Origin of the sequence: Halalkalibacter oceani (genome assembly GCF_023715705.1) — a bacterium.
In the GTDB taxonomy this organism is placed as follows: domain Bacteria; phylum Bacillota; class Bacilli; order Bacillales; family Bacillaceae_D; genus Halalkalibacter; species Halalkalibacter oceani_A.
In genome coordinates this window covers 254,211-277,450 of the sequence record NZ_JAMBOS010000004.1, presented here as the reverse complement: position 1 = coordinate 277,450, position 23,240 = coordinate 254,211, and the positions used below count along the sequence as shown (strand labels likewise).

The window sequence follows — 23,240 nt, the reverse complement described above, 5'->3', positions numbered from 1 at the left end:
TACTGAGACTCATCCGGATTTAATCTATTCTTTGTACGCATAAATAAACACCAACCAATATAGTTTATACGTCTATTATAACGCACTTTTGCGATTGGTGTTGTTTATTCCGTCTAAGAAAAAAAACAACCTTTTGTCCCAGCCTCTTTAAGCAATTTGTTGTTTGTCACCAACGTGTATTTTTCTATTTGGGTGACTTGTTACTCGCATGTTTCCCTTGGTAGCCAGTTTGTTACTTAAATGTTAATAACTCCAATTCTAACTCATGATTTAATTTTGTATTTACCCATTCTTTTGCCTCGGTAATATCAATCATATTCGTCGTTTTAGCGTCGCTTCCATCTTTATTGCTGCTGTAAACGACTTCGACTTCTTGAATATGATTACTTTGAATAACAGGACCATGAAACCAAATAATTTCGCCCGGTTGGAAAGAACCCTCTTCTTCCTTATACGTGGACTCACGGCTAAAAATCAACTCATCGACATAAAGATTTATTCCGACATAATGAATATTGCCAACAACGCCAAATTCGATCGAAATTCCTTCACCGTGTTTTTCAGCCGTTTTTTCACTGCATCCAAAAAGCAATAACAGAACGAATCCTATTGTCATCAACTTTTTCATGTATAAGCCTCCTACGTTCATGTGAAAGCAAATAAATCATAACATACATTTTAGTTGTGTCGACTGAGGATGTGTTCAAAAATCCCACTACTTATTAAACATATGTTTTTCTTGACGCTTTTTGAGGCTAGTTTTACCTCAGCCTGTTTTGTAAACGATTTTTTTACCAGGTGAAACCTTTTCTTCAGCCGGTTCGTATATGGTGTAAATCGAAAACAGGAATAGTAAAGGACGAGCTAGGGATAAGATAAATTTGCAAGGTATCTTGGAGAAAAAAGGAGAAAAAAATGAGAGAGACAATCAACAGAAGCGGTCTGCTCCTTGCTTTTATTCTGGCGCTTTTTATGATAAGCGGCTGTCAGGACGAAGGTGCTGATCAGGAAGCGATGGCAGGACCTGGCGGCTTTTTATGGGAAGTGGAAAATGGGGATACGAAAATGTATTTGCAAGGGACGATCCATATCGGGGAAGAAGATTTTTTCCCGTTAAATGGCTATAGTGAGGAAGCCTATGAGGCGGCCGATGTTGTCCTGCCAGAGGTTGATCTGAACAACCTTGATGAGGAAGCCGTGCAGGCTGCCACAATGGAGCTGGCGATTTATGATGACGGAACGACAATCCAGGATCATATTCCGGCGGAGCTTTATGCGGAACTGTCTGCCGCAGTGGGTGAATTTGGGATGGAGATGATGATGCTTGAGATGTATAAGCCGTGGTTCTTCGAGCTGTTATTAACGGAGTTGTACACGGGGCAAGCCGGTTACTCATTTGATTATGCGGTCGATACTTACTTTTTGGACCGGGCAGAAGAAGATCAAAAAGAAGTCGTCGCGTTGGAAACGTATGAAGACCAGTTAACAATGCTCGCCGGGTTTTCCGAAGAGCATCAGATCCGCTCCTTGGAATACATGCTTTCCGGGCGTGATCAGCTGGAAGAAGAAACACATCAGATTGTAGAGGTCTGGAAGGAAGGCGATTTGGAGGGGCTTGTAGAGGTAAATGAGACGGAGGACGTTGAATTTTTGGAACAATTTATGTACGAAATTAATGAAGTCCGTAATATAAAAATGGCTGAGCAGCTTGTTGAGCTACTAGAGAATGGCGCTGATCAGACGTATTTTGTCATTGTTGGGGCGATGCATTTCGTTGAGGAGCCAAGTATCGTATCGCTTCTGGAGGATAGCGGGTTTGAGGTCAACCATATTTATTAAGTCTGTTTTGTCCATATAAGTATAGGGAAGAAGTGTCAAAAAGGAAGCTAACTTTTTGACGCTTCTTTCTTTTTTGCATGGTTAAGCCTTCCGTGAGATGGAGATAGCTACTAACGAGGAGGTGCATGATGCATTCGAAGCAGACAGTCAAATATCTTTGTCGTACGTATCAATCAGGAAATTGCTATTATTTTAAAACCGAGCTGATTACTCATGCTTCATGGGAGCAGCTTGAATCCCTAAGCTGGTCGACACCGCGTCCGATTTCGGAAAGGACCTTTAAAAGGCGGGAAAAAGAAGGGTATAAGGTTGAGTATATTAATGAAACAAAGCAACCTGCGCTGATTTTGCCCTTTAGAAGGGGTGAAATGAAGGAGGCCACTGAAAAACGTCCTTTTTCGTAACGCGATGAAGAAGCAGGCATCGGCATATCGTTGGCGCTTCTATATTTTGAACAATAGGTGAACGGGGAGTTTGGAGTTGGTTTCTTTCGTTCGTTTAGGTAAACTAAAGGAATGGGTTAGCGAAAAGACGGGAGAGAAGAAAAATGAAACAAGCTTTGATAAAAATGATCGCCGGTGCCGGACTTATTGGGATTTTGTCCGCTTGCAATTTAGTGACATATGAGGATCAGCAGGTCTACACTTTGGATGCAGGCGAATTGGAAACATTCGTGATTGATCAGGATCAGGGAGATGTGACGATCGTCGGTGTCGCGGAAACAGCGGAGATCACGGTGACCTCTCATGTGGCGGTGACGAGTGAAGAGATGGAGCAGGCTGAGCAATTTGCCGAGCGCAATCTTTCTCTCGAATTGTCGAGTGAGGGAACAACCGGTTACTTGACGACGGAGGTCCACCAGGAAAATCAAGCGGCACAAGGCGGGCAGCATTTGACGATCGAGGTGCCGCAAGAGCTGATGATCCAGTATAAACAACATGAAGGCGAGATGAGTATAACCGATGTAACGGGCGACCTGGAGATTCAACACGGCCGCGGAGCAATGAAGCTTGAGCGTATACAGGGGAATGTGACGATAAGCGATGGTGCCGGAACGATTGATATCGTTGAATTGGCTGGAGACTTGTCGATTAATGCCAATGCCGGCACGATAAAAATCGCCGACTCGGTTGGCGATGTAAAGTTGATTGCCGGCTCGGGAGATGTGGACGTTTCGAATCAGGAAGGATCTGTTTCGGTGCGTAGTGGTTCAGGAAACGTGACGATTGATACAGTGAGCGGCGACGTGACGATTTTGGAAAATCGTGAAGGCACATTGACATTGGACAATATAAGCGGAACGATTACCGAACCTGGACAAGAAGGGTAGCCTGAGGGCGCTCTTCTTTTTTTATTGTGATTTAATGGAAAATGCAAATAGCGCCTATTTTCATTTTTTTCTAAATCAGTGATTGACAATTTGGGGAATGATGGATAGAATACTATTAAACTAATAATTCTTATAAAATTACAAGGGATTAACTTCCTCTTCCAACTACTGAAAAATTGAGGAGGTCCAAGATGTCGAATGATCAAGAATTTGAAAAAGTAACAGAAAGATTGAGGGAACTGTTAAGCGGATTAAAGTTTGGTTCTGTTACCCTGATTATTCAGGACGGAAAAATTATTCAGATGGAAAAAAATGAAAAGGTGCGGTTGAAATAACCATGAAGCTGACTAGTCAACTAGAGGCGATCAAGGAACAAAAGCAATATGTTCTTTGATCGCCTTTTTTGCATAGCTGCAAGCATGGATCAAAGGAGGGATTGGATGATCTTTTCATATCAGCAATTAGCAGAGGACGATTATGCGCGACTTAATGAACAATTGAAAAAGAAGGATTCGATTGAGGTACTCAAATGGGCTTATCGGACGTTTGGCGATGAGCTGGTCTATGCCTGTAGCTTCGGAGCAGAAGGGATGGTATTAATCGATTTGATCAGCAAGGTAAAGCAGGATGCGGCGATCGTCTTTTTAGATACCGATTTTCACTTTGCAGAAACCTATGACCTGATTGAACGAGTACAGAAAAAGTATCCACTGCTCCAAATCAAGCTTGTTCGCCCGGAGCTTAGCCCGGAAGAACAGGCGGCTTCCTACGGAGAACGTTTATGGGAACGGGATCCCGATGCATGCTGTAAAATCCGCAAACTCGTTCCGCTGGAAAATGAGCTGAGCCGCTACCGCGCATGGATTTCAGGGCTAAGGCGGGAGCAGTCGCCGTCACGGGCTCATACGCAGTTTGTCAATCGTGACGCGCGCTTTCAATCCATCAAAATATGTCCGTTGATTCATTGGACAGAAGAGGAAATCTGGATGTACATCAAGCTTCATCAGCTGCCTTACAATGAGCTTCACGATCAGAACTATCCGAGTATCGGCTGCGAGCACTGTACAAAGCCGGTTGCGGCGGGTGAGGATTCACGTAGCGGCCGCTGGTCCAATTTTAACAAAACCGAATGCGGTCTCCATCAAGGCTAGCATCGAAGAAAATCGCTGCGCAATTTTTAAAAAGGGAAGAGTGGGAGAATTCGAGGAGGGGCGGCGGCTCCGCGCGTTACGCGCAGTCGAAAAGAAAGTCGTTTTTCGCCAGTCTTAAACCCTGGTAACGGCTCCGCCCGCCGCTTCTAAGAAAATCGCTTCGCAATTTTTAAAAAGGGAAGAGTGGGAGGATTCGAGGAAGGGCGGCGGCTCCACGCGTTACGCGCCAGTCGAAAAGAAAGTCGTTTTTCGCCAGTCTTAAACCCTGGTAACGGCTCCGCACGCCGCTTCTAAGAAAATCGCTACGCAATTTTCTTATATAGAAAGGATGAAGAAGATGATAAACCCGCATGGTGGAACACTCGTTCAACGCTTTGATCCGAGCTTGTCGGTGGAAGCAATCGAAAAAGAGATTGAACTGGATTCATTTGCTTTATCAGACCTTGAATTAATTGCAATTGGCGGCTTCAGTCCACTGACCGGTTTTTTAGGAAAGGCCGACTATGAGTCTGTCGTGACGTCGATGCGCCTGGCAAATGGTTCGGTCTGGAGCATCCCGATTACGTTGCCGGTTACAGAGGAAAAGGCCGCGACATTGACCGGTGGAGAGCAGGCCCGGCTGACGTTCAACGGAGAAACATATGGTGTGATTGAGATCACCGAGCTGTACAAGGCTGATAAGGAGAAAGAGGCTCTCCATGTTTATCGGACAACAGACGAAGCTCATCCCGGCGTACAAAAGCTGTATGAGCGACCTGATGTGTATGTCGCCGGTGCGGTGACGCTCGTTAAGCGTGTCGAACGCGACCGGTTTCAAAGCTATTATCTTGATCCGGCCGAAACGCGCCGCACCTTTGAAGAGCTTGGCTGGAAGCGGATTGTCGGCTTTCAGACACGCAATCCTGTCCACCGGGCCCATGAGTACATTCAAAAGTCAGCGCTGGAAATTGTCGATGGCCTGTTTTTAAATCCTCTTGTCGGTGAGACAAAATCAGATGATATTCCAGCTGATGTCCGGCTGGAAAGCTATGAGGTACTGCTGGAGAAGTATTATCCAAAGGACCGCGTCTTTCTTGCCGTTTTTCCGGCGGCAATGCGCTATGCCGGTCCGCGTGAAGCGATTTTCCATGCAATCGTCCGGCAAAACTACGGCTGCACGCATTTCATTGTTGGCCGTGATCACGCCGGGGTTGGCGATTATTACGGCACGTATGACGCCCAGCTTATCTTTCAGGATCTAAATGAAGGGGAGCTTGAGATTACCCCGCTCTTTTTTGAACATAGCTTCTATTGCCAGGCATGCGGGAACATGGCTTCAACGAAAACATGCCCTCATCCGAAGGAGCAGCATGTGATTTTATCGGGGACGAAGGTGCGAAAGATGCTCAGTGAAGGAATTACGCCTCCACCTGAATTTAGCCGGGCGGAAGTGGTTGAAGTGTTGATTCGCGGACTCCAAAAACAGGTGCATGCCTAAAAGAATCGAAAACTGTCATTAGGCTGGTCCGTCAGAAATGATTGATTTACAAGAAAGAGGGGATGAGCCTGATGCTTTCAATCATAGCCATCGTGATTGCTTGTTTCTTTGCAATGAATATTGGGGCAAGTGGCACGGCTGCGGCTATGGGACCCGCCTATGGCAGTGGAGCACTGCCAAGAAAACGAGTAGCCATGCTGTTGGTCGGCGTATTTGCCTTTTGTGGGGCGTTGGCCGGGGGAGAAGTTGTCCGAACGATCGGCAGCGGGATCATTTCAACGGAGATTGTTGATGTGGAACTTGTCGTGATTATCCTCGCCGCCGCCTGTCTTTCGCTTTTCATTGCAAATCTAATCGGAATTCCACTGTCAACGAGTGAGGTCGTTGTCGGCGCGATTGTTGGGGCTGGCATCGCCTATCAATCGCTTTATTTTGAAACGCTGCTCGTAATTGTGATGTTTTGGGTGATCGTTCCTGTCGTCGCCTTCACGCTGTCGCTTGCTGTCGGGACATTGATCCGTTCCGGCGAGCGGAAATATACGTTTTTGAAAGGAAAAGGAAAATGGCGCAAGCCGCTTGTGATTCTGCTGATTATTAGCGGCTGTATGGAGGCGTTCGCGGCGGGTATGAACAATGTCGCCAACGCGATTGGTCCGTTAGTCGGAGCGGGAGTGATCGGGATACAGGAGGGGATTTTGCTGGGGGGCGCTTTTGTCGCCCTTGGAGCGTTCGTGCTCGGTGGGAAAGTTCTGGAAACGAATGGTAAACGAATCACGAGCCTCAGCCTCCTTCAGGGGAGCGCGGTCTCCGGGATTGGCGGCACGCTTGTCATTATCGCCTCGATCTTCGGGCTGCCCGTCCCGCTGACACAGGTTACGACTTCTGCGATTATTGGAATGGGGACGGTGGAAAGAGGCTTCCGACTCTGGCAGAAAAATATTCTTAAACAAATTATCAAGGTGTGGGTTGTTTCCCCGGTGTTTTCACTCGTTTTGTCATACTTACTTGTTTTACTGTTCAGGAAGAGTGATTACTATTCGCTGTTTATGCTGCTCAGTGTCTTTATCGCGACCGTGGGAACCTATAGCCTTTACAAATCGGTTCAGCAGGATCGAAGAACGACATATGATGATGGGGCAGGAATCTAAAAGATAGAGAACGAGCTGGAGGGAAAAAGATGACTCAATCAAAAGAGGTACAGCTTGTCTGGCACGAGGCGGCGGTAAGCAAGGAGGAACGCTGGGAGCAGAGTGGACATAAAAGTGCGATCCTATGGTTCACCGGCTTATCTGGAGCGGGAAAGTCGACGCTCGCCAATGCTTTGGAAAAGAGGCTGTTTGAGCAAGGAACACGCAGCTATGTGTTAGACGGAGATAATATCCGACATGGGCTGAATAAAGGACTTGGCTTTAGCGATGAGGACCGGAAAGAAAACATCCGCAGAATTGGCGAGGTTGCCAAGCTGTTTGTCGACGCGGGAACGATCGTTTGTACGGCATTCATTTCGCCGTTCAGAGAGGATCGCCGGCAGGTTCGCGAGCTCGTTGAAGCAGGTGAGTTTGTTGAAATTTATGTCCGCTGCTCGCTTGAAGAGTGTGAAGCGCGTGATCCGAAAGGACTTTACCAAAAAGCGCGTGCAGGGGAGATTCCGTTCTTCACCGGGATCAGCTCACCTTATGAGGAGCCGGAAGCATCGGAGCTGATTATTGATTCCGATAAAAAAACAGTGGAACAGTCCGTCGACGAAATAGTCGATTATTTGAAAAAGAGAGCGATCATCTAAGGAGGCGATAGCGATGGCATACGAAAAGATTTGGGCAAAAGAGCCTGATAAGTTGAATAAGGATGAGCTGCGCAAGCTGGAGAAGGACGGACTTGAAATTTTACAGGATATCGAGCGCTACGCGAAGGAAGGGTTTGAGTCGATTCCGAAAGAGGACTGGAGCCTGTTTAAATGGGCAGGACTTTATTTGCAGAGGCCAAAGGAAGACGGTTATTTCATGATGCGCGTCAACATTCCGAGCGGCGTCATCACAAATGAACAGGCCGAGGTGATTGCTGGAATCGGGAGAGATTACGGCCGCGATGTGATTGATATTACGACGCGTCAGGCGATTCAATATCACTGGCTACAGATTGAGCATATGCCGGATATTTTCAAGCGGCTCGAATCAGTCGGTTTATCTTCTGTCGGTGCATGTGGCGACATCCCGCGGACGATTGTCGGCAATCCGCTTGCCGGAATTGACGCGAATGAGCTGCTTGATACGCGCGAGATTGTCGAGGATGTCTACTGGTATTTCCAGCGTAATCCGGAGTTTTCCAACTTGCCGCGTAAATTTAAAATGTCGATCTCGGCCAACATTCACAACGCCGGGCACGACCGGATTAACTGCGTTGCCTTTACACCTGCTGTGAAGAAAATGGATGGCGAGGAAGTCGTCGGGTTCCATGTCAAGGTCGGCGGCGGCCTGTCAGCAAAGCCTTATTTGGCTGAAGAGCTTGATGTGTTTGTCCGGCCGGAACGGGTAAAGGAAGTGGCGGTGGCGATTACAACGATTTACCGCGATTACGGCTACCGGGAAAAACGCCACCGGGCGCGCTTGAAGTTCCTCGTTGCTGACTGGGGCGTCGACCGCTTTAAAGAGAAGCTGCTTGAATACACAGGAGAGCTACCGTCAAAGGGAACGTGCAAGCTTGAAAAATGGAATGGCGGCTACTTCTATGGCGTTCATCCGCAAAAGCAGGACGGTCTCAGCTATGTCGGCTTTAATGTGCCAGTTGGAAGAATGAACTCAGCCGAATGGTTTGAACTGGCCCGGATCGCCAAAGCCTATGGAAATGGTGAAATTCGCACGTGTAATTCACAAAACATCATCATTCCGAATGTCGCAAATGAGAAAGTGGAAGAACTGTTGGCGGAGCCGTTATTTGAGCGGATTAAGCTAGAGCCGAAGCATTTTATTGGCTATTCCGTCTCCTGTACCGGAATTGAATATTGCAACCTGGCGCTTGTTGAGACGAAAGAGCGGATGCGGCGCGTAGCGGAATATTTAGATGAGCATATTTCAGTCGACGTTCCTGTCCGGATTCATATGATTGGCTGCCCAAATGCATGCGGACAACGGCAAATTGCCGATATCGGACTCCAAGGGGTAAAGATGAAGACAAAGGATAAACAGATGGTGGAAGCGTTTGAGTTTTATGTTGGTGGCACGTTGGAAACAGAACACGCCCAATTCAATCATAAGCTGAAAGGAAAGGTCGAAGCAGAGGAATTGGCGCCTGCTTTAACCTCGCTTTTGCGCTATTTTGAAGAAAATAAAGAACCGAATGAACTGTTCTTTGATTTTTACCAACGTGTCGGTCATGATGCCCTGCAAAACGCGCTCGACGAAATTCTCGGTGTGGCCTCCTGATGCGCTACCTTTATAAATTTGAAGTCGATCTTGCAGACAAAAGCGTAACAGTGATCGTCGCCGCGGACTCCGAGGAAGCGGCCTTTACCGCCGCTGAACAGGAAGTCGAAAAATGCTTCCTCAAGCTCCCGGAGATTGGGGAAATTACCCTGCTCGAAAAAAAGCCACTACGCAAAACAGCCGCGTTTATGGTATAAGGTTGTGCCCGAACGGGCACAACCTTATAAGCAATTAGCGGAGCCGCTGCAAGGGTTTGAAGTCTGTTAGGAGCGGATTTTTCCTAACAGACGGGCAGCGTGCGGAGCGATTGCCAATAGTATAGAAGTTAATTCTTAAGCTCGAAGCAGGGTGCGAAGTCTGGGCCTCTTTTAAAATCCCCAACCGTTTCTTCGGTTGGGGATTGGCGCAGAACGGAGCCGCTGCAAGGGTTTGGAGGCTGACAAAGCTGCTGAAAAAGGAGATTTTCACTTTTTCAGCAGCTTCTTTTTTTGACACTTATCTTAAGAAACCGATTCGAGCGCTGCGACGATATTGATTTCACCGAAGCCGTAATATGGATCATGGCCTGCGGTGCCGAGATCCTCGGCGGTGGAAGTGATCACATCATACACTTCCTGATTCGTCAGGTCCGGACGCAAGGCGCGGATGAGGCCGGCCAGTCCGGCGACATGCGGCGCTGCCATCGACGTTCCTGACATGACCGTATAGTTATTGTCTGGAAACAGGCTAGGGATATGCTCCCCGGGCGCGGCGACATCGACGTGCTGACCGTAATTCGAAAAGAAGGCTCGGTTTCGCGTATCATCAACAGCCGCTACAGTCAGTACTTCATCGTAGCGTGATGGATACATCGGGTCTTCGACATTGTCATTTCCCGAAGCAGTGATTAATACAACGTCCTGTTCATAAGCGTATCGAATCGCGTCATGTAGCGCCTCGGAGTCATAATAGTCACCGAGGCTCATATTAATGACATCGGCCCCGTGGTCAACCGCCCAATAAATCCCTTTCGCCACCTCGAACGAGGAGCCTTCCCCTTTTTCGTTTAACACTTTCACAGGGAGAATTTGACTTTTCCAGGAAACGCCGGCGATACCGGTTACGTTGTTCGTGAGAGCCGCAGCAATTCCGGCGACATGGGTGCCATGGCCGTGACTGTCGGAAACATCGTCACTTTCATCAAAGGCATTGAAGCCAGGTAAAAGCTTATCCTTTAAATCAAGATGGTTCGGGTCAACACCGGTATCGAGCACGGCAATCGTGACATCCTCGCCGCCTGACAGATTCCAGCCCTGGCTTGCATAAATTTGATTCAGGTTCCATTGATAAGGCTGGAAAAATTCATCATTCGGCACCGCACCTTCAGCCGCGACCCGCTGTCTCGGTCTTGCCGGCTCTTCCTTCTCCGGGACCGTTGAAAGCAAAAGGTTTTGCTTGGTAAAAATATAATTCGGTTCAGCGATTTCTAAATCGTATTCGCGTCGAAGCCGGCCGATTAATTCCTCGGTCGATTCAGTCGGCGATTCGACGACATAGAAGGGATCATGGTTTTCTTTCACAATTAAATTTTCCTGGGCGGCAAACCAGTCCGCCGCTGCCAAAGGCCGCTTGAATTTAATGACGGCCTGATTTTCGTGATAGGTATGCTGTAAATGTTCAGGCTTTTGGTTATCAGACTGGACGACGATTTGCCAGCCAAGTTCGGGAACGATTTCGGCCTGCAAGTTCTCCGGCATGTCATCGGTTGTCTTCCAGCCGATATCAGGGTCGGCTCCGGAAACGAAAAAGCTGCCGTTCGCGTCGGCGACAAATGCCAAATCCTTAACGAACTGTTGGACGAAGGTGAGATCAATTTCACCAAGCACCGTCCGCCCATCCTGAAGCTTTTCTCCCATCAGCATATACTGTTTGCCGTCTACTGAATAAGGGTCTGAGAAGCGGCTGTTCATATGAGTATGCGTCAGCTTTGAGGCGTCAAGGCGCTCAATCTCGCCAACCTCGACCTCTACGTCTTTCTCGTCTAAAATTGCAAAGCCGTGGAAATGGGGGTGCTCGTTAATTTCCTCTGAGAATTTTTCCGGTAATTCATCCTTTTGACTAGAATCCGCCCAGCGCTGCATTTGTGCGGACAGCTGCTTCAAAAAGAGCGAGGTTGTCATCGCCAGATCCTCAGCCATCAGCTTATCCATCGCTGTGTTTTCAAGCGTTTGCGGTATATCCTTTGTTTGGATCGAGTATTGATTATCGGCAATTAGCGTTCTGCCGATGATCGCCAGGCCAAGTCCAATAATTCCAACAATAAGTACAGTTTTTGCCATTCGCCACATCATTCCTGTTGTCATCCTTTCCCGGTGATTTATTCAAAAGTAGTCGAGCCTTCGTCAAAAAAATAGGCCATAAAAATTTCATCAGCAAACTGTTCTCCAAGCCATACTTGTTCCTTCTGCACGCCTTCCGTGATAAAGCCGGCTTTTTCATACAATCGTTTGGCGACTTCATTTGTGGAAAAGACAGTCAGACAAAGCTTATGAAGCCGGTGCAGCCGGCACCAGGCTAGTGTATATTCCAATACCTTCTTTCCAATTCCTTTTCCTTGGGCGCCGTCGTCAAGCCACATCCGATACAGGCCCGTATGCCGCTTCATCGCCAGTTCCCCCCGCAATACGCGGGCGACACCCTGTACCGTTTCGGCAATCTCAACGACGATATACATATTGTCTTTTCGGACAATTTGCTCAATAAAGGCTTCCTCTTCGGCAAGGGTGTGGACACGCTCCTTTTGAAGATAGGTGCCCTGTGACACGATTCCGGCGGCTGAAGCGATGATCGCACCGGCATCGCTTTTCTCGACAGGGCGCAGGGTCACCTCCGTCTGATCGTTTGCCGCAAAAGACCAGATCAGAGGCTTGTCTTTAAGTTGATTTGCCATCTGCTATTCCTCCTTCAATTGCTGTTGCCAAAAAAATTGATAGTCTTTATCAATTGGTGAATCAAGCAGGTGGGAGGCGGGGACGATGTCGACCCTGTTTTCTTTAAAGATCGGAAGGGCATGACTGATGCCGGCAAATGTCTCGTTTCCTTTTATGCCGACATGACCAATGCCGATCGCCTTATGCTGCTTTTCCACGACCTTGAGAAGCGAGGTCATCTGTTTACGGACATGAACGCGGGAGGACATCGTATCATCGAGAAAAATATGCCGCGTTGCATAAGGGATGCCCAGCTCCTCGGCTACTTTGGGAATCATTGAACGAGGACTTGTCCCGCTGTCAATGACATAGAGATTATGGGCTTTCGCTTCTTCGAGGATGACCCTGACGATATGTTCATTTTCGACGATTTTAGAACCCATATGATTGTTGATCCCTTTTGCATGGGGGATATCGGCAATCGCTTCACGGACACGGATGCGAATTTCATCATCGGATAATTGACTGGTGATCGCCTTCGGACCGAGCCAGGAGGCTTTTCCTCTTTTTGGCTCCATCGGCATATGAATAATCACCTCAAGCCCGGCTTGATGGGCCCGCTCCGCCTGCTCAGTCGAAAAGGGCTGAAACGGCATAATCGCCGCAGTGATCGGAATCTCTCCTGTCAGAAAATCGTCGACTCCCTTCACGTTCCCGCCGAAATCATCAATAATAATCGCAACCTGGTTCTGTTCCGCGACGGAAAGCGGCAAAGGCATATAGCAGACGGTCAATAGGGCAAACAAGAGCAAGGTAACCTGTATCAGACGTGGCATTTCAAAAGTCCCTCATTTCTTGATCTTTTGGCTAGTTTGCCATAGGAGACTTTTTTCTATGAGTGAAAAAGTAAGGGCGCGCCAAATGGATTGTATTTCCTTTTGGCGCGCCCTGGCGCACAAAGAGAGGGTGCCGTAAAAGTCGACACTTTTACGGCACCCTCTCTAGCGTATTTTATTTTCGCATGTTGAACGCAGCATTCAACTGACCACGCAACATTCTTTCCCGTACTTCCTGCTTTTGCATCTGTTTTTGCTCCATACGTCTAATTTCAAATGTCTGCATGCCATCTTCCATCTTATTGGCAATATCAACGAGTCTTTCGACATCAAGGAAAGAGTATTTTCTCGTTCCGCCTTTGGAACGCTCGGGATAAATTAATTTTCGCTCCTCGTAGTAGCGGATCTTACGCTCAGACAGTCCGGTTAACTCACTCACCATCCCAATCGTAATTACCTTTTTATCTTTGTAGGACATTGTCACCACCCCCGCCATCTGCTGTTTTTCTCGTTGGAATGTTCGGACCTTTTGCCATATCATATCACATTGAGTGTAAAGAAGTGTTCATCCATGTTAGATAATCTTACATTTTTTTTAGAAGGTGATTTTTGTTCAATTCCTGTATTGTGATTATCCATTTGTTGTATTATACTTGATAAAACTTATAAAAAAAGTCGGACTTATCAAAGATTTCATACAGAAATGAGGAGTTGGAAATGGGAGAGCAAAAAGGCTATGTGTTTTTAGTCGGTGCAGGACCGGGAGATGTAAGGCTTCTGACGCTAAAAGGCGAACAGGTTATCAAAGAAGCGGATGTCATTTTGTACGACCGCCTCGTCAATCCGCTTTTGCTCGAGCTCGCCAAGCCGGAAGCTGAGTTTGTCTATTGCGGCAAGCTGCCTGATCGCCATTTGCTTCGCCAGGAGTCCATCAATGAGCTGCTTGTCACATACAGTCAGGCTGGAAAGCGGGTCGTCCGTCTAAAGGGAGGAGATCCGAGTGTGTTCGGCCGGGTCGGGGAGGAAGTGCAGGCGCTGGAGCAGGCCGGGATTCCATATGAAATTGTTCCGGGTATTACGGCGGGGATTGGCGCGGCGACATATGCCGGTGTTCCGGTTACCCACCGTGATCATGGAGCATCGTTCGCGATGGTTACCGGCCATGATAAATCGGACAATGGTCAGCCATTGCTCGATTGGCGTGGGCTGGCGACAATCGATACAATTGCCTTTTATATGGGGGTGAAAAACCTGCCTTATATTTGCGAGCAGCTACTCGCACATGGAAAGCCTGGACAAACGCCGGTTCTGCTCATTCAATGGGGGACGCTTGGAAAGCAGAAGGTGCTTGAGGGGACGATTGCGACGATTAGCGACGAGGCTCGTCGCGTCGGCTTTTCCAATCCGGCGATTACGTTAATCGGCGATGTTGCCAAGCTGCGGACGAAGGAGAGCTGGTTTGAACGACAGCCCCTCTTCGGTATGCATATTCTGTTTGCGCGAACAGGTGGGGGAAAAAGCGAAATTGCCGCGCAATTAACCGGGCTCGGGGCGACGGTGTTTGAATACCCACGCTTCCAAACGATCTGGGAATCGGCGCCTGTTCCTTCATTCGCAGAGTTTCAGGAGATCATCTTTCATTCGCCGGCCAGTGTCCACTGGTTCTTCGCGAGGCTGAAGGAGCAGCGGGTCGATATTCGTTCTTTAACGGCTGACTTGTACGGGGCTTCCGGAAAGTCGGTGAAAGCAATTGAAAGTTATGCCTGTCTCGCTTATCCTGTAACTAAGCTGACTCCTCACCAGCAAGGAAAACGGCTGGTCATTGGCGAAAAAAAGGTTGGGGAGAGACTGCTCCCCGATTACGGAAGCTATCAATTTTGCCGCTCCCACCGTGAAACCGTCGTCGCGCAATCGCATATGACGTGCCGACGCTTACTGGAGGAAGACCGGATTGATACGATCGTGTTCCCGAGCGCCGAAGCGGTTCGCGTCGTGACGGAAGAAATCAAAGCGTGCTCGCAGACGCCGGCAAGCCTCTCTTCGCGGGCGGCGGTGATTTGCTTCGGACCGGCTTCGGCAAACGAGGCGCAGCGTTTAGGATATGAGATTACGGAAACGTTACAGGAGCCGGCGCGGGAAGCTTTGCGCGAAGCATTAATGAAGGCTCAATTGGCAAAAGGAAGGGTGTAGAATGCAGGCGATTCTTTATATCGGACATGGAAGCCGTGTGCAGGCAGGAAATGATGAGTTACGTAATTTTGTGGAAAAAACAAAAGCGGCACATCCGCAGGTCGCCATCCAGGAATGCTGTTTTTTGGAACTGGCTGACCCGGATATCACGGAAGGAGTGCGGACCTGTATAAAGCAAGGGGCAACGAGGATTGCTGTCGTCCCTGTTCTTTTATTAACAGCGATGCACGCCAAAGTTGATATTCCGCAGGAAATCGAACGCCAGCGCGCGCAATATCCGGATGTGAGTTTTACATATGGTCGGCCGATGGGAATTGAGGCGACGATTATTGAAATTATTAAAGCACGCCTTAAAAAAGCCGGAATGAGTCTGACAGCGGCGCGGCCGCGCTATGAGGAACGGCAGCCGGTCTCGCTCTTGCTTGTCGGCAGGGGGAGCAGTGATCCGGAGGCGACGAGCGATTTGATGAAGATTGCCAGGCTTGTGTGGGAATTTACGCCGGTAACAGACGTGGAGGTGTGCTTTATGGCGGCGACGCACCCGAATGTCGAAGAAGGGCTTGCCCGTGTTACTCGTCTGCCGAATGAAACGGTTTACGTCATCCCTTATTTGCTATTTACCGGCGTGTTGATGGAAACGCTGGAAAAGCAGCTTGCGCAGTGGTCGAAAAGGACGGAAAAGTCCTTTATTCTTTGTGACTATCTTGGCTTTGACGACAGGCTGGTTGATGTGCTGGCCGAGCGTGTTCAAGAAGCGCTGGAGGCAGAGCCGTTTCCGGCTGAAAACCTGAACAGGCAGTGGCTGCAACAATGAACCAGCTGCCGGTGATGATCAATCTAACAGGAAAAAGCGTGACTGTTGTCGGTGCAGGAAAAGTGGCGGCACGGCATCTACCGAAATTACTGGCTGCAGGGGTGACTGAGGTGGTGATCTATTCACCGCGCCTTGATCCGGACCTGACTGGCTATCTTGAGCACAGCGAAGTTACTTGGATTGAAAGAACGGTAAGCGCTGAAGAAAGCTTTTCAACCGACCTGCTGCTGCTGACGAGTGATGACCATTCTCTCCATCAAGCTCTCTATCGAAACCGTCGGCAGTCTCAATGGGTGTATGTCGCCACGGACCCGGCTTTAAGTGACTTTACGTTTCCATTAACCGTGAAAAAAGGAAAGCTGCTGATTACTCTTTCGACAAGCGGAATCAGTCCAACCTATGCAAAGCAGATAAAACAGAAGCTGGTTGCGGCTCTCCCCGAGGACAGTGAACAGGATTTAGCCTTTTTGGAGGCTGTCCGCGAGCGGGTGCTCTCCAGTCGGCTTCCGGCGTCAGTGCGAAAAAGGCTCCTACAACAGGCGGCGTCTGAAGAGTTCCTCCGCCAGCCGGAACGGGAACGCTCCTTCACACTGCTGCTGGAAGAAGCGATAAGAAACAACTGAAAAGAGGAAGATATGATGACGATTCAACCATTTGATCTTGCAATAATCGAGCAGGCGAAGGCGCATCTTGATCAGCTGACAAAGCCGCTTGGCAGCCTTGGCCGGGTGGAGGAGCTGGCCGTGCAGCTGGCCGGGATTACCGGCGAGGTTCAACCTGTGATCGAAAAACCGGCGATTATCGTCGCCGCGGCCGACCATGGGATCGTAAGTGAAGGAGTATCGGCGTATCCACAGGAAGTAACTGCGCTGATGATTGATAATTTTGTGAAAGGGGGAGCGGCGATCAATGTGTTCGCCCGTCAAATCGGCGCAACCGTTACCGTAGCCGATGTCGGTGTAAATCAAGACCTTGGCAACCAGCCGATTGCCCATCATAAAATCCGTTATGGCACGGGGAATTTCCTTCATGAGGATGCGATGACGGAGGAGGAAGCCACTTCCGCATTGAAGATCGGACGTCAGCTGGCTATTTCACAAATTGAACAAGGTCACCGCCTGTTAATTACCGGCGAGATGGGGATCGGCAACACGTCGGCCTCAAGCGCGTTAACTGCCGCGATGACCGGAAGTAAGGTCGAGGATGTCGTCGGATACGGCACCGGCATTAATCAGGAGACGAAGCGGCAGAAAATTGCGATTATCGAAAAAGCGCTCACAAACCGTGGTATTACCGCGCAAACCCCGCCGCTATCCATTTTGGCGAAAGTCGGTGGCCTGGAAATCGCGACGCTCGCTGGTGTTATACTGGAAGGCGCGGCACGGCGGGTGCCTGTCCTGATCGACGGCTTCATTTCTTCAGCCGCGGCGCTTGTTGCTGCCAAGCTTGAACCGGAAGTCCATCCTTATTTAATGATCGCTCACCAATCTGTTGAAGATGGTCACCGCATTGTTACCGCTTATTTACAGAGCAAGCCGTTGCTCCAGCTCGATCTGCGTCTTGGCGAAGGCACAGGAGCGGCACTCGCCTATCCGATTGTCGAGGCCGCATCGCGAATGATGAGAGAAATGGCAACCTTTAAGGATATCGGCATGTAGAAGAGCTGTACCAAGACAACTAAGCAATAATAAAAAGAGGATTTTCGTATCGAGATGAGATATGAAAATCCTTTTTAAAAAAGACAGGCTTGCTTAGCGAGTTAATAGTCAATGGCTCCGCGCCTTACTAGCAAGAAAGGACTTCTGCGGTGTGCTTCTGAGCAGTATTGTCCCTTTTTTAACTTCGAAGTAGGCTCCGCCTCAACCTTCATACACCAACAATTTTCAAAGTGAAAAAATCCTAATGAAAAAAAACGAAAAAATTGTATTATAAAGAAGGACATTCGCATAAAATGAGGAATATTACTAAAAGTGAAAATTTTTGCAGCTTCTTTTAGGTTTTTGAGAAACTGCGTTTCCTAATAAGAAACAAAAAGAGGTGATAGCATGATTGTTTCAGAAGTATTCAAGGAGTTAAAGGCACTAGTGCCGGAACAGCAGATTGAAGAAAAAAGGGAAGAACAAAGTCTATTTGGGAACGAAGGGCGGGTGGCTGTCTATCCAAAAACAGAGCAGGAAATTGTAAGCGTCCTCACTTATGCCAATGCCAATAATAAGAGCGTAACTGTAGCCGGTAAAGGCACAAAAAAAGCCTTTGGTGGGGTGGTCGCACAATCCGATCTTCTGCTTTCATTGGAAAACTATACCGGGATCATTGAGCATACAGTCGGCAATATGACATTGACGGTAAGGGCGGGCACCCGTTTTCAAGACATTCAGGATTACCTCGCTACCCATCAACAAATGATTCCACTTGATCCATTCTGGCCTGATTCAGCGACGATTGGTGGTATTGTAGCAGCAAATGACAGCGGACCAAAGCGCCTTGGCTATGGTTCTGCAAGGGATGCTGTTATCGGCATGAAATTGATTTATCCAGATGGGAAGGTAATCCGCGCAGGTGGAAAGGTCGTCAAAAACGTTGCAGGCTATGATATGAACAAATTATTTATCGGGTCAATGGGAACGCTTGCTGTAATTTCGGAAATCACATTTAAGCTCAGTCCAATTCCGAAGGAACAAAGTCTCGTTTTGCTTTCCTTTGCCCAGGAACAAGTAGAAGAAGTTCACTCATTTGCCGTTCGTTTTTTGGATTCAGCTTTAGAGCCGGTTGCGCTTGAGCTTTTCAACCCAACCCTTGCGAAAGCATTGACTGGAAATGAGAGATATACATTGGCGATTGGCTATGAAGATGTGAAGAGCTCTGTCCGTTATCAGGAGGAGTTTACAAAGCAGCTTAAGCCTGCTGGCGCAGAGCTGCGGGTTTTGGCAGGCGAAGAAGCAAGGAACTTTTGGAAGCGCTTTTACGAGCTTCCCCCTAATGGTTTAGGGCAACCGGAGGAGCATGAAACAGAAGCCATCTTAAAAATAGGCGTCAAAAACCTCGATGTTCTGCAAGTTATCCGCAGCTGCCATATGCTGGAGGAGTCACATCATATCGAAATTGCAGCGCATGGAGGCTTAGGGCACGGATTAAGTCAAGTGGTGCTAAAAGGGACGGCAAAAAATGTGATCACGGCAATCGATGCTGTTCAGCAGGCTGTAACCGCATTATCCGGTTATGTGATTGTCAAGCATCTCCCGCTGTCGATTCGAAAAAACATATCCGTTTGGGGCGAGGAGCCATCGTATTTCTTTCTACTAGAAGGAATTAAAGCGAAGATTGATCCGAATAAGATTCTCAATCATAAGCGCTTTGTGGGAGGGATGTAAGATGAGTACAGTTGAAGTAAAGCCAAAGCAAGAGCCTCCGTGCACGAGCAGCAAGAACAATTATTTATGGAAAGATCAACCGGATGAAAACAAGTGGGCTGATTGTGTTCATTGCGGGATGTGCTTAGAATCATGTCCGACCTATGAACTAACAGGTCAGGAACAGCATTCGCCGCGCGGGCGCGTTCATTTAATTAAGTCGGTTGCCGAAGGAAAGCTGGTCGTAAATGAGCAATTTTCCGATCCGGTGTTTGCTTGTTTGGATTGTCGAGCCTGTACGACTGCTTGTCCAGCCGATGTTGATGTAGGTGGTCTAATTGAAGAGGCGCGTGGACAGATTCGCCAGGCGATGCCATTAACAGGGTGGAAAGGCCAAGTAAGCAAATTGTTTTTGCAAGGTATTTTTCCGCATCAAAGTCGGCTTCACTCGCTTGGTCAACTGCTGAAGCTCTATCAGAAAACAGGTGTTCAAAGCGTTGTTCGAAAAACAGGTTTGACAAAAATAATGCCTAAGCATTTGGCACAAATGGAAGCGGTTATGCCGACCATTGGCAAACCTGTGATGAAACGTTATAAGAACCAGGAAACAATTCCTGCCAAAGGTGAAAAAAAGCAGGAGGTGGCTTTTTTAACAGGCTGTGTCATGGATGTAATGTTCAGCGATATTAATCAGGCAACGATTAATGTACTAACGAGAAATGGCAACGAAGTCACCATTCCTAAAAATCAAACGTGCTGTGGTGCTTTGCATGTCCATGCCGGGGATCGTGAGATGGGGCGGAAGCTGGCGAAGCAAAATATTGAAGCATTTGAGCAAGCTGATAAGGTCATTGTCAATGCGGCTGGTTGTGGATGTATGCTTCAAGAATATGGAGAGCTTTTTAAAGAGGTTGACACAGAATGGTATGAAAGAGCGGAACGCTTTGCTGAAAAGGTAGAAGATATATCAAAGCATTTACACGACACAGGCTACGAAAAACCAAAAGCAAAGCTGAATGCTAGAATTACGTATCACGATGCCTGCCATCTCGCTCATGGTCAAGGTGTTCGGCAGGAGCCGCGTGATTTATTACTCGATATTCCCGGTGTCGAGATGGTTCATATGACAAACGCGGATCGTTGTTGTGGGAGCGCGGGTGTCTACAATATTACAAACCCTGAGATGGCAAGCGCTGTTTTGGATTCAAAGATGTCCAATGTTCCTGAGGATGTCGAAATGATTTCGATGGGAAATCCAGGCTGTATGCTGCAAATGGCCATTGGCGTTGAAAAATATGGTCGAAATCAGAAGGTTGTTCACACCGTACAACTCTTGGATTGGGCGTATCAAAAAGAAGATGAGCAGGAGGGTCAAAAGAATGAGTAAACTGAAAATAAAAGATCCCCATATTCGTGGACTGGCAGCGCTCGTATCAGGTCCTTACTCCATTCTTTATGAACGTGAGGATTTATTAGCGTATGATTGCGACGGGTTTACGATTCATAAGCATTTGCCGAAAGCTGTCGTCTTTCCCAATACGACAGAGGAGGTCGCTGCGATTGTGCGTTACTGCGCACGCCATCGGCTGCCGTTTTTAGCGCGCGGAGCCGGCACAGGACTAAGTGGAGGGGCAATTCCGGTAAATGGGGAAGTGATTATCAGTCTCGTGAAAATGAAGCGGCTTTTGGAAGTGGATGTAGAAAATCGGCGCGCTGTTGTCGAACCGGGCTATATTAATCTTAAACTAACCAATTCCATCTCCGATAAAGGGTATTATTATGCGCCGGATCCTTCCAGTCAATCCTGCTGTACGATTGGCGGCAATGTCGCTGAAAACGCCGGCGGTGCTCATTGCCTGAAATACGGGGTGACAACGAATCATATCCTTGGACTTGAGGTTGTCCTGCCGAATGGAGACATTATTGAAATTGGAGCGGAAGGCATTCCGGATGCACCCGGCTATGATTTATTAGGCTTATTCACCGGTTCGGAAGGGACACTTGGGATTGTGACGAAGATTACGGTGCGGATTCTTAAAAATCCTGAAGCAAAGCAGACCGTGCTGGCGTATTTTGATAAGGTTGAGGATGGGAGCCAGGCTGTATCCGATATTATTTCTGCCGGGATTGTGCCGGCTGCGCTAGAAATGATGGATAAAACGGCGATTGAAGGTGTTGAGTCAGCTGCATTTCCGGTCGGGCACCCGCTTGATATAGAAGCGCTTCTTTTGATTGAGGTAGACGGGATTTCTGCCGGGATCCAGGAGCAAATTGACCATATTCTCACCGTTTGTCAACAGCATCATGTTCGTGAAGTGAAGGTGGCACAGGATGAGGGAGAACGGGCGCGATGGTGGGCTAATCGTAAAACAGGTTTTGGCGCGATGGGGGCGATTTCCGCTGATTATCTCGTCCAGGACGGAGTCATTCCCCGGAGCAAGCTGCCAGAGGTGCTAACGCGAATCAATCAAATTAGCAAAGAGAGTGGTTTGCGAATTGCTAATATTTTTCATGCTGGAGACGGAAATCTCCACCCGCTCATTTTGTTTGACGCGCGGATTCCCGGTCAAGCTGAAAAAGCATTAGAAGTAGGAAGTGCTTGCCTGAAGGTATGTGCAGATGTCGGGGGCTCGATCACCGGTGAACATGGTGTCGGGATTGAGAAGATGAATGAGATGCGCTATATTTTCTCAGAAGAAGAAATTTCTGCCCAGACGGATATTCGAGAGGTTTTCAACCCGGATCGCCTGCTCAACGACGGGAAGCTGTTTCCTTCGCCGGGAAGATGTGTGGAAGTCAAGCTGGCTAAACAGGCAGAAAAGGTCTCAACGATGTGACGAAGGAAAATGACCATATCGACCTCCGTACTCTAATCGGAGATGCTATCTTATGGTATAATGTCCCTACTAATGAAGCAGCGTAATGGAGGTTAAGTATGGTTAAGTCTGTAGACCGAGCACTAAGAATTATCAGCTTAGTGAGTCAAAATAAAGACGGACTAGGTGTAACAGAATTGGCATCTCAGATCGAATTAAATAAAAGCTCGATCTACAAAATTTTGAGCACACTTGTTAGTCATGGATTTATTGAACAAGATCAAACGACCAAAAAGTATCGCTTAGGCTATAAATATTTGGAGCTCGGCTCATTATTGCTGGATTCTATTGATCTGCGCAGTCAAGCACGTGTCTATTTAGAGGAATTAGAGCGTCAGACAAATGAGGTTATCCATCTGGTCGTTTTTGATCAAGGTGAAGTGTATTACATTGAGAAATTGGAAGGGAATGAAACGCTTCGGACGCACTCGAAGATTGGACGCAGAGCTCCCATTCATTGCACGAGTGTCGGGAAAGTGATCCTTGCCCATTTGACCGAACAGGAGGTTGAGGCCATCATTCAAAGGCATGGCTTACCGAAACATACGGAAAACACAATTACAGACAAAGCAGCGTTTCTTGAAGAATTGCAGAAAATCTACAAACAGGGCTATGCGGTTGAAATAGAGGAAAATGAAGCCGGGATTAGCTGTATCGCCGCGCCGATTTTTGATCATCTCGGAAGGGTGACAGCAGCTGTAAGTATTTCAGGTCCAACCCTTCGAATGACGGCTGAACGTTTACATGATTTAGAGGAATTGATCAAAAAAATTGGAAAGAAAATATCAGCCAGATTAGGTTATACGGAGTAAGACAACCTTTGATTTAGAAAAGCTAATTCTCAAGGGGCTGGGAGCTTACTCAAGGGGGAGCCGGCTTTGCCCATGACACGTCAATCTGCAGGCCCCCACTTTCAGCCGCCCTCAAAAGGTGGTAATGGTCCGCACACCGTTTTGTAATATTATCTAAAAATTAAAATTAATGAAAAAGTAATTGGAAACTCTTTGGATGGTGTGCTATGATTGAATTAAATAGAAACACTGTTTCCT

Annotated in this window: 23 protein-coding genes; 18 read left to right on the top strand and 5 right to left on the bottom strand. The window is 47.9% G+C overall.

Annotated elements, in window-relative coordinates; all coding sequences use genetic code 11:
* Positions 1–232 precede the first annotated feature (232 nt).
* Positions 233–628, bottom strand: coding sequence for a hypothetical protein (locus M3212_RS06415; protein ID WP_251193130.1), 396 nt, complete (start codon positions 626–628; stop codon positions 233–235).
* 287 nt (positions 629–915) lie between these two features.
* On the opposite strand from M3212_RS06415, the gene M3212_RS06410 reads away from it, so the two are divergent.
* The 10 genes from M3212_RS06410 (at position 916) to M3212_RS06365 (ending at position 9,413) form a co-directional block, all read left to right on the top strand.
* Positions 916–1,839: a TraB/GumN family protein gene (locus tag M3212_RS06410; protein ID WP_251193129.1), complete on the top strand. Its 924-nt coding sequence runs from the start codon at positions 916–918 to the stop codon at positions 1,837–1,839.
* A 128-nt stretch (positions 1,840–1,967) separates the two neighbouring features.
* Positions 1,968–2,243 carry a hypothetical protein gene (locus tag M3212_RS06405; RefSeq protein ID WP_251193128.1) on the top strand — a complete coding sequence of 92 codons (276 nt, stop codon included), beginning with the start codon at positions 1,968–1,970 and terminating at the stop codon, positions 2,241–2,243.
* A gap of 143 nt (positions 2,244–2,386) precedes the next feature.
* Entirely contained in the window at positions 2,387–3,169 is a 783-nt protein-coding gene (locus M3212_RS06400; RefSeq protein WP_251193127.1) for a DUF4097 family beta strand repeat-containing protein, read from the top strand.
* Between the two features lie 191 nt (positions 3,170–3,360).
* Positions 3,361–3,504, top strand: coding sequence for a YezD family protein (locus M3212_RS06395; RefSeq protein WP_251193126.1), 144 nt, complete (start codon positions 3,361–3,363; stop codon positions 3,502–3,504).
* A gap of 105 nt (positions 3,505–3,609) precedes the next feature.
* Entirely contained in the window at positions 3,610–4,320 is a 711-nt protein-coding gene (locus tag M3212_RS06390) for a phosphoadenylyl-sulfate reductase (protein WP_251193125.1), read from the top strand.
* Between the two features lie 337 nt (positions 4,321–4,657).
* Positions 4,658–5,797 carry a sulfate adenylyltransferase gene (gene sat / locus M3212_RS06385; protein WP_251193124.1) on the top strand — a complete coding sequence of 380 codons (1,140 nt, stop codon included), beginning with the start codon at positions 4,658–4,660 and terminating at the stop codon, positions 5,795–5,797.
* Positions 5,798–5,868: 71 nt separating this feature from the next.
* The gene (locus M3212_RS06380) at positions 5,869–6,945 is read left to right on the top strand and encodes an inorganic phosphate transporter (protein ID WP_251193123.1); all 1,077 of its coding nucleotides are present in this window, start codon (positions 5,869–5,871) and stop codon (positions 6,943–6,945) included.
* A 29-nt stretch (positions 6,946–6,974) separates the two neighbouring features.
* Positions 6,975–7,580, top strand: a complete 606-nt coding sequence (cysC, locus tag M3212_RS06375; RefSeq protein ID WP_251193122.1) for an adenylyl-sulfate kinase — start codon at positions 6,975–6,977, stop codon at positions 7,578–7,580.
* Between the two features lie 13 nt (positions 7,581–7,593).
* Positions 7,594–9,216 (top strand): nitrite/sulfite reductase, encoded by a 1,623-nt coding sequence (locus tag M3212_RS06370; RefSeq protein WP_251193121.1) that lies wholly within the window; start codon positions 7,594–7,596, stop codon positions 9,214–9,216.
* A complete protein-coding gene (locus tag M3212_RS06365; RefSeq protein ID WP_251193120.1) occupies positions 9,216–9,413 on the top strand; it encodes a DUF3906 family protein in 198 nt (65 codons plus the stop codon). Before M3212_RS06370 ends, M3212_RS06365 begins: the two co-directional genes overlap by 1 nt.
* A 303-nt stretch (positions 9,414–9,716) precedes the next feature.
* On the opposite strand, the gene M3212_RS06360 is transcribed toward M3212_RS06365, so the two are convergent.
* The 4 genes from M3212_RS06360 to M3212_RS06345 form a co-directional block, all read right to left on the bottom strand.
* On the bottom strand, positions 9,717–11,534 hold the full coding sequence (locus M3212_RS06360) for a S8 family peptidase (protein ID WP_251193119.1): 1,818 nt from the start codon (positions 11,532–11,534) through the stop codon (positions 9,717–9,719).
* 38 nt (positions 11,535–11,572) lie between these two features.
* The gene (locus M3212_RS06355) at positions 11,573–12,145 is read right to left on the bottom strand and encodes a GNAT family N-acetyltransferase (RefSeq protein ID WP_251193118.1); all 573 of its coding nucleotides are present in this window, start codon (positions 12,143–12,145) and stop codon (positions 11,573–11,575) included.
* Positions 12,146–12,148: 3 nt separating this feature from the next.
* A complete protein-coding gene (locus tag M3212_RS06350) occupies positions 12,149–12,961 on the bottom strand; it encodes a divergent polysaccharide deacetylase family protein (protein ID WP_251193117.1) in 813 nt (270 codons plus the stop codon).
* A 175-nt stretch (positions 12,962–13,136) separates the two neighbouring features.
* Entirely contained in the window at positions 13,137–13,439 is a 303-nt protein-coding gene (locus M3212_RS06345; RefSeq protein ID WP_251193116.1) for a MerR family transcriptional regulator, read from the bottom strand.
* Between the two features lie 239 nt (positions 13,440–13,678).
* On the opposite strand from M3212_RS06345, the gene cobA reads away from it, so the two are divergent.
* The 8 genes from cobA (at position 13,679) to M3212_RS06305 (ending at position 23,003) form a co-directional block, all read left to right on the top strand.
* Positions 13,679–15,151, top strand: a complete 1,473-nt coding sequence (gene cobA / locus M3212_RS06340; RefSeq protein ID WP_251193115.1) for a uroporphyrinogen-III C-methyltransferase — start codon at positions 13,679–13,681, stop codon at positions 15,149–15,151.
* 1 nt (position 15,152) lies between these two features.
* Complete coding sequence (locus M3212_RS06335; protein WP_251193114.1) at positions 15,153–15,965, top strand: sirohydrochlorin chelatase; 813 nt, start codon at positions 15,153–15,155, stop codon at positions 15,963–15,965.
* Positions 15,962–16,588: a precorrin-2 dehydrogenase/sirohydrochlorin ferrochelatase family protein gene (locus M3212_RS06330; RefSeq protein WP_251193113.1), complete on the top strand. Its 627-nt coding sequence runs from the start codon at positions 15,962–15,964 to the stop codon at positions 16,586–16,588. Before M3212_RS06335 ends, M3212_RS06330 begins: the two co-directional genes overlap by 4 nt.
* A gap of 15 nt (positions 16,589–16,603) precedes the next feature.
* Positions 16,604–17,623 carry a nicotinate-nucleotide--dimethylbenzimidazole phosphoribosyltransferase gene (gene cobT, locus M3212_RS06325; RefSeq protein WP_251193112.1) on the top strand — a complete coding sequence of 340 codons (1,020 nt, stop codon included), beginning with the start codon at positions 16,604–16,606 and terminating at the stop codon, positions 17,621–17,623.
* 387 nt (positions 17,624–18,010) lie between these two features.
* Complete coding sequence (locus tag M3212_RS06320) at positions 18,011–19,336, top strand: FAD-binding oxidoreductase (RefSeq protein ID WP_251193111.1); 1,326 nt, start codon at positions 18,011–18,013, stop codon at positions 19,334–19,336.
* A 1-nt stretch (position 19,337) separates the two neighbouring features.
* Positions 19,338–20,702 carry a (Fe-S)-binding protein gene (locus M3212_RS06315; protein WP_251193110.1) on the top strand — a complete coding sequence of 455 codons (1,365 nt, stop codon included), beginning with the start codon at positions 19,338–19,340 and terminating at the stop codon, positions 20,700–20,702.
* Entirely contained in the window at positions 20,695–22,152 is a 1,458-nt protein-coding gene (locus tag M3212_RS06310) for an FAD-linked oxidase C-terminal domain-containing protein (protein WP_251193109.1), read from the top strand. The genes M3212_RS06315 and M3212_RS06310 overlap by 8 nt, the downstream gene beginning before the upstream one ends.
* 98 nt (positions 22,153–22,250) lie before the next feature.
* Positions 22,251–23,003 (top strand): IclR family transcriptional regulator, encoded by a 753-nt coding sequence (locus M3212_RS06305; protein ID WP_251193108.1) that lies wholly within the window; start codon positions 22,251–22,253, stop codon positions 23,001–23,003.
* The last annotated feature ends 237 nt before the right edge of the window (positions 23,004–23,240 follow it).